General features: G+C 72.5%; 7 protein-coding genes. 4 read left to right on the top strand and 3 right to left on the bottom strand.

Features of this window, described 5'->3' with window-relative positions; all coding sequences use genetic code 11:
* The 4 genes from AOK03_RS43775 to AOK03_RS05270 all read left to right on the top strand — a co-directional run.
* On the top strand, positions 1-340 hold a 340-nt coding region (locus tag AOK03_RS43775; RefSeq protein WP_244177486.1), incomplete at its 5' end, for a 1,2-phenylacetyl-CoA epoxidase subunit PaaC.
* Positions 334-834 carry a 1,2-phenylacetyl-CoA epoxidase subunit PaaD gene (gene paaD, locus AOK03_RS05280; protein WP_055563977.1) on the top strand — a complete coding sequence of 167 codons (501 nt, stop codon included), beginning with the start codon at positions 334-336 and terminating at the stop codon, positions 832-834. The genes AOK03_RS43775 and paaD, both read left to right, overlap by 7 nt.
* Complete coding sequence (locus tag AOK03_RS05275; RefSeq protein WP_055563976.1) at positions 834-1907, top strand: 2Fe-2S iron-sulfur cluster-binding protein; 1074 nt, start codon at positions 834-836, stop codon at positions 1905-1907. Before paaD ends, AOK03_RS05275 begins: the two co-directional genes overlap by 1 nt.
* Before the next feature lie 199 nt (positions 1908-2106).
* Positions 2107-3240 carry an acyl-CoA dehydrogenase family protein gene (locus tag AOK03_RS05270; RefSeq protein ID WP_055563975.1) on the top strand — a complete coding sequence of 378 codons (1134 nt, stop codon included), beginning with the start codon at positions 2107-2109 and terminating at the stop codon, positions 3238-3240.
* A gap of 80 nt (positions 3241-3320) precedes the next feature.
* Here AOK03_RS05270 and AOK03_RS05265 read toward each other — a convergent pair whose 3' ends face one another.
* From AOK03_RS05265 to AOK03_RS05255, 3 genes are all read right to left on the bottom strand, one after another.
* A complete protein-coding gene (locus AOK03_RS05265; RefSeq protein WP_055563974.1) occupies positions 3321-3650 on the bottom strand; it encodes a rhodanese-like domain-containing protein in 330 nt (109 codons plus the stop codon).
* Between the two features lie 48 nt (positions 3651-3698).
* Positions 3699-4652, bottom strand: a complete 954-nt coding sequence (locus AOK03_RS05260) for a hypothetical protein (protein ID WP_079074496.1) — start codon at positions 4650-4652, stop codon at positions 3699-3701.
* Positions 4653-4721: 69 nt separating this feature from the next.
* A complete protein-coding gene (locus AOK03_RS05255; RefSeq protein WP_055563973.1) occupies positions 4722-6161 on the bottom strand; it encodes a DUF2252 domain-containing protein in 1440 nt (479 codons plus the stop codon).
* Between the last annotated feature and the right edge of the window lie 171 nt (positions 6162-6332).

The following is a 6332-nucleotide window of genomic DNA, read 5'->3' as shown; positions in this document are numbered from 1 at the left end:
CCACCAGGACCACGCCGAGCAGTGGACCCTGCGGCTCGGCGACGGCACGGACGAGAGCCACGCGCGGATGCAGGCGGGCATCGACGCGCTGTGGCGGTTCACCGGCGAGATGTTCAAACCGGTGCCGGGGCTGGACGCCGACTGGCAGGCGCTGCGGCAGAGTTGGACCGCTTCGGTGACAGCGGTCATCGAGCGGGCGACCCTGACCGTGCCCGAGGGCCCGCAGACCGGCGCGTGGACGGCGGGCGCAGGCCGCGAGGGACTGCACACCGAATCGTTCGGCCGGATGCTCGCCGAGATGCAGCACCTGCACCGCAGCCACCCGGGGGCGTCATGGTGACGACCACGCTCACCGCGCTGGAGGCGGAGCTCCTGGCCCTCGCGGGCTCGGTGCCCGACCCCGAGCTGCCCGTGCTGACGCTGGCCGAGCTCGGTGTGGTGCGCGGCGTGCGGGTCCTCGCCCCGGGCAAGGTCGACGTCGAGCTGACCCCTACGTACACGGGCTGCCCGGCGATAGAGGCCATGTCCGCCGACATCGAGCAGGTCCTGCACGACCACGGCGTGGCCGACGTCGCGGTGCGCACGGTTCTCTCCCCCGCCTGGTCCACCGACGACATCAGCGCCGAGGGCCGCCGCAAGCTGGCCGAGTTCGGCATAGCTCCCCCGCGTTCCCACTCGGCGGACGGCCCCGTCCCGCTGAGCCTGTCGATCCGCTGCCCGCACTGCGGCTCGACGGACACCGAGCTGCTCAGCCGCTTCTCCTCCACGGCCTGCAAGGCACTGCGCCGCTGCGCCTCCTGCCGTGAACCCTTCGACCACTTCAAGGAGTTGTGATGGCCCGCTTCCACCCGCTCCGGGTAGCGGCGGTCGACCGGCTCACCGACGACTCCGTGACGCTGACGTTCGACGTGCCGCCGCCCCTGCGCGAGGAGTACCGCTTCACGCCGGGCCAGCACCTCGCCATCCGCCGCTTCGCGGACGGCACGGAGATCCGGCGTACGTACTCGATCTGCTCCGCGGCCCCGCCCGTGGACGCCCCGGAGGAGCCCCGGGCCCTGCGCGTCGGGGTGCGCCTCGTCGAGGACGGCGCCTTCTCCACGTACGCCTTCAAGGAAGTCGCCGTAGGCGACGAGCTGGAGGTGATGACACCGGCCGGACGGTTCACGCTGGACCCGGCGCCGGGGCGCTATGCGGCGATCGTCGGCGGCAGCGGCATCACTCCGGTGCTCTCCATCGTCACGACGCTCCTGGAGCGCGAGCCGAAGGCGGACTTCTGCCTCATCCGGAGCGACCGCAGCGCCGCGTCGACGATGTTCCTGGAGGAGGTCGCCGACCTGAAGGACCGCTGGCCCGACCGGTTCCAGCTGGTCACCGTGCTGTCCCGGGAGGAGCAGCAGGCGGGTCTCGGCTCCGGACGGCTCGACGAGGAGCGGCTCACCCAGTTGCTGCCCGCGCTGCTGCCCGTTGCGGAGATCGAGGGCTGGTTCCTGTGCGGCCCGTTCGGCCTGGTGCAGGGTGCGGAGCGGACGCTGCGCGCCCTCGGTGTCCCCCGCCGCCGCGTCCACGAGGAGATCTTCCACGTGGATGACGGGGGCGTCACCGCCGCCGTCCCTTCGACCCCTGCGCCCGCGCACAGCACGGTGACGGCGACCCTGGACGGCCGCTCGGGCACCTGGCCCGTACAGAGCGGGGAAACCCTCCTGGAGACGGTGCTGCGCAACCGCGCCGACGCTCCCTACGCCTGCAAGGGCGGGGTATGCGGCACCTGCCGGGCCTTCCGCGTCTCGGGCGAGGTCCGGATGGACCGCAACTTCGCGTTGGAGCCGGAGGAGACGGAGGCCGGTTATGTGCTGGCGTGCCAGTCCCGTCCGGCCACGGACACCGTGGAGCTGGACTTCGACCGCTGACGCCCGGCCTACCCGCCGACATCCTGCCTGCCCACTGACGCCCCACCCGCACGCTCACACCTGCGCGCCCGCCGAGACCTGCGCTCTCCCTGCCTGTTCCCTTCCCATAGAACCTGTTCTATCTTGACGCACCGTCAGATACGAAGAGGCGGAAGAGGCGACGGAGACGTCGGTCGGCCGGGGCGCGGGAGGACGGGCAGTGGACTTCACCTTCACCGAGGAACAGCAGGCCGTGGTCGAGGCGGCGCGGGCCATCTTCGCGGACGTGAAGCCGGACGGGGTGCCGAGCCCCGCCCTCACGCCCGGGGCGGTCGCCGAGGACTTCGACCGCGCCCTGTGGGCCCGGCTCGCCGACGCCGACCTGCTGGGCGTGCTCATCACCCCGGAGCACGGCGGCGTGGGCCTGGACGCCATCGCCCTGTGCCTGGTGCTGCGCGAGTCCGCGAAGGTGCTCGCGCGGGTCCCTCTCCTGGAGAGCAGCGCCGCCGCGCTCGCGGTCCAGGCCCACGGCGGGGACGAGTTGAAGCGGAAGGTCCTTCCCGCGGCCGCGCGCGGCGACCTCGTCCTGACGGTCGCCGCCAACGGCCGCACCGGCCACGACCCGGCCGACCTGGCCGTCACCGCCCAGCGCGACGGCGACAGCTGGATCCTGGACGGGCTCCAGACGGGCGTGCCCTGGGCGCAGAACGCAGACCTCGTGGCCGTACCCGCCCACACGCCCGATGGCCGCACCCTCCTCGCCCTCGTCCCCCGCGTCCACGAAGGTCTGACCGTCGCCGAGCAGATCTCCACCAGCGGTGAACGCCTCGGCGAGCTCCGCCTGGAGGGCGTGCGCATCGCCGCGTCCGACGTCATCGACGCCGACGGCGCCTGGGAACGGCTGCGCGAGCTGCTCGCCACCGGAACCTGCGCGCTCGCGCTCGGGCTCGGTGAAGGGGTCCTGCGGATGACGAGTGAATACGTCAGCAAGCGGGAGCAGTTCGGCCACTCCGTGGCCACGTTCCAGGCCGTGGCCGTGCAGGCGGCCGACCGCTACATCGACCTGCGTTCGATGGAGGTCACCCTCTGGCAGGCCGCCTGGCGCGTGAGCACCGGGGCGGACGGCGCCCTGCCCGCGGCGGGAGACGTGGCCGTCGCCAAGATCTGGGCTTCGGAAGGCGTACGAAGGGTCGTGCAGACCGCACAGCACCTGCACGGCGGCTTCGGCGCCGACACCGACTACCCCCTGCACCGCTATCACGCCTGGGCCAAGCAGTTGGAGCTCTCCCTCGGCCCGGCGGCGGCGCACGAGGAGGCTCTGGGCGACCTGCTGGCCGCCCACGCACTCGGCTGAGGCCCCGACCAAGACCGGGGCCGGAACCACGACAGGCGCCGGAACCGCGACAGGGAACGGCACCGCGACGGGGACTGCGGTCAGATCACGGTGCCCGGCTCGCCCTTATCGTCGACAACGGGCCGCCCGGCGGCCGCCCACGCCTCCATGCCACCGGCGACGTTGAACGCCTCGATGCCCTGCTGCCCGAGGTACATGGCGACCTGGGCGGAGCGTCCACCGGACCGGCAGATGACGTTGACCTTGCCGTCCTGCGGCGCGGCCTCGGTCAACTCGCCGTACCGGGAGACGAATTCACTCATCGGGATGTGCAGCGCGCCCGCGGCATGCCCCGCCTGCCACTCCTCGTCCTCCCGGACGTCCAGCAGAAAGTCACCGCTCGTGAGGTCGTCGATGCCGACCGTGGGCACCTGAGATCCGAAAACCATGCCCCCGACGCTACCCGAAGGGCCGCGCCGTCAGTCGCGCAGTCGCGCCAGCTCCGCCTCACGCTCGGCGACCTGCGCGAGCAGCTGCTCGGCGATCTCGTCGAGCAGCGTGTCCGGGTCGTCCGGCGCGAGACGCAGCATGCCGCCGATCGCGCTCTCCTCCAGCTCCTTGGCGAGGACCGTGAGGAGCTCCTTGCGCTGGGCGAGCCACTCCAGCCTGGCGTACAGCTCCTCGCTGCGGGTGAGCCGCTGCTCCTCGGGAACCGGGCCCGCGGCCCACTCCTCGGACAGCTCCCGCAGCATCGCCTCGTCACCGCGGGCGTAGGCGGCGTTGACACGCGTGATGAACTCCTCGCGCCGCTGCCGCTCGCCCTCCTCCTGCGCCAGATCCGGATGCGCCTTGCGGGCCAGCTCGCGATAGAGCTTGCGGGCCTCCTCGCCGGGGCGCACCCGCTGCGGCGGCCGCACCGACTGGTCGGTGAGCATCGCGGCGGCCTCGGGGTAGAGCCCCTCACCGTCCATCCAGCCGTGGAACAGCTCCTCGACGCCGGGCATCGGCATCACCTGTGCCCGAGCCTCCGCCGCCTTGCGCCGGTCCTCCGGGTCGCCGGTGCGGGCGGCGGTGGCCTCGGCGATCTGCGCGTCCAGCTCGTCGAGCCGGGCGTACATCGGGCCGAGCTTCTGGTGGTGCAGGCGAGAGAAGTTCTCGACCTCCACGCGGAAGGTCTCCAGCGCGATCTCGTACTCGATCAGCGCCTGCTCGGCAGCGCGCACGGCCCTCTCGAGCCGCTCCTCCGGGCGTTCCTTGGGCGGCTCCTCGGCGGCACGCCCCTCGTCGCCGTCGCCCGACCGCGCTTCGGACCGCTCCCTGAGCCGCGCCTTCAGCTGCTCCTTGAGCCGCCCTTCGGAACCCGACTGCTGCGCTCCCTCTCGGGGAGTCTCAGGAGTCTCGGGCTGCGTCGGCTCGGCTTCCGGGGTCGTCACCCGCCCAGCCTAGGCCACCGAGGACGCCACCCAGGAAACCCACCCGCACCACACCCGAACCCTCCACCGTCACACCCCTGTCTCCGCCGCCACCCGCCCCTCCTTGACCGCCCGCACCAGCAGCGCGTGGTCGGACTCCGTACGGTCCGCGTACGCCGTCGCGAAACGCGCCATCGCCTCGTCCAGCTCGTCGTTCTTCCCGCAGTACCCCGCTATGAGGCGCGGGTCCGCACTGTGCGCGTGCGCGCGGGCCAGCAGGGCGCCGGTCATGCGGCCGTAGTCGTCCACCTGGTCCGCGGCCAGCTCGGCCGGGTCCACACTGCCCTTGCGGTTCCTGAACTGCCTCACCTGGAAAGGCAGTCCGTCGACCGTCGTCCAGCCGAGCAGGAAGTCGCTGACGACCTGCATCCGCTTCTGGCCGAGCACCACCCGGTGTCCTTCGTGCAGGGTCTCCGGTGCCTTGAAGCCGGCCACCGGCAGATGCGGCAGCAGCGCGGAGGGCCGCGCCTCCTTGACCTGGAGCACCAACGGCTCGCCCCGGTGGTCGAGCAGCAGCACCACATACGACCGCAGCCCGACGCTTCCCGTGCCGACCACGCGGAACGCCACGTCCTGGATCGCATACCGCGCGAGCAGCGGCAGCCGGTCCTCGGTCAGCGTGCCCACGTACTCCCCGAGGGCCGCCGCCACCGAGGCGGCCTCCGCGTCCGGCACGCGCCGCAGCACGGGCGGGGCGTCGACGAAGCGGCGCCCCTCGGCACCGTCCCCGCTCACGGCCTGCTCCGTCGACTTCGCCGCGAAGCGGGCACTCGTGTTCTTCCGCGCCTTCTCGGCGACCCGCTCCAGAGTGCCGAGCAGGTCGCGCGCGTCCGTGTGCGAGACCAGCTGCTCGTCCGCGATGGCGTTCCACGCGTCGAGGACCGGGAGCTTCGCGAGCAGCCGCATCGTGCGGCGATACGCCCCGACGGCGTCCAGGGCCGCCTCCTCGCAGGCGTCCTCGCTCGCCCCCGCCTCGCGCCCCGCGAGCACCAGGGACGCGGCCAGGCGCTTGAGGTCCCACTCCCAGGGGCCGTGCGCCGTCTCGTCGAAGTCGTTCAAGTCGATGACGAGGCCGCCGCGCGCGTCCCCGTACAACCCGAAGTTCCCCGCGTGCGCGTCTCCGCATATCTGCGCGCCGATGCCGGAGAGCGGGGTGCGCGCGAGGTCGTACGCCATGAGTCCCGCGGAGCCCCGCAGGAACGCGAAGGGCGAGGCAGCCATCCTGCCGACCCGGATCGGCGCGAGCTCGGGGAGCCGGCTGCGGTTGGACTCCTCCATGACGGCCACGGGATCGGGCCGCCCGCCGTCCACCTCGAACTCCGCGTGCGCGGCACGGGGCACCTGCCGCCGCAGCGCCTTGCCCTCCGCCTTCGGCGACCCCTGCGCGGGCCACTCGGCGAACCCCCGCACCCGCGGCAGCCGCTCGCCCCGCTGCCCGGGAATCCTCCCGCCGTGCTCCACCATGCTCATCGCCCCCCGTCGGCCATCGGCCAACCACGAATCCGGCCTCGAAGGTACCGCCGCTCGCCGACCCCCGTCAGAGCCTGTGGATAACTTCGGTGACATACATCACCATCCCGTCAAGAGGGCAAAAAAGAAGCGGCCCCCTTCCGGACTTTCATCCGGAGGAGGACCGCTTCC

Origin of the sequence: Streptomyces atriruber, from assembly GCF_001418325.1 — a bacterium.
GTDB lineage: Bacteria > Actinomycetota > Actinomycetes > Streptomycetales > Streptomycetaceae > Streptomyces > Streptomyces atriruber.
This window is presented reverse-complemented; position numbering and strand designations above follow the sequence as displayed.

Excerpts from the sequence above, each read along its gene's own strand:
- paaD (WP_055563977.1), top strand. The coding sequence starts at position 334 with ATGGTGACGACCACGCTCACCGCGCTGGAGGCGGAGCTCCTGGCCCTC.
- AOK03_RS05275 (WP_055563976.1), top strand. The coding sequence starts at position 834 with ATGGCCCGCTTCCACCCGCTCCGGGTAGCGGCGGTCGACCGGCTCACC.
- AOK03_RS05255 (WP_055563973.1), bottom strand. The coding sequence starts at position 6,161 with ATGAGCATGGTGGAGCACGGCGGGAGGATTCCCGGGCAGCGGGGCGAG.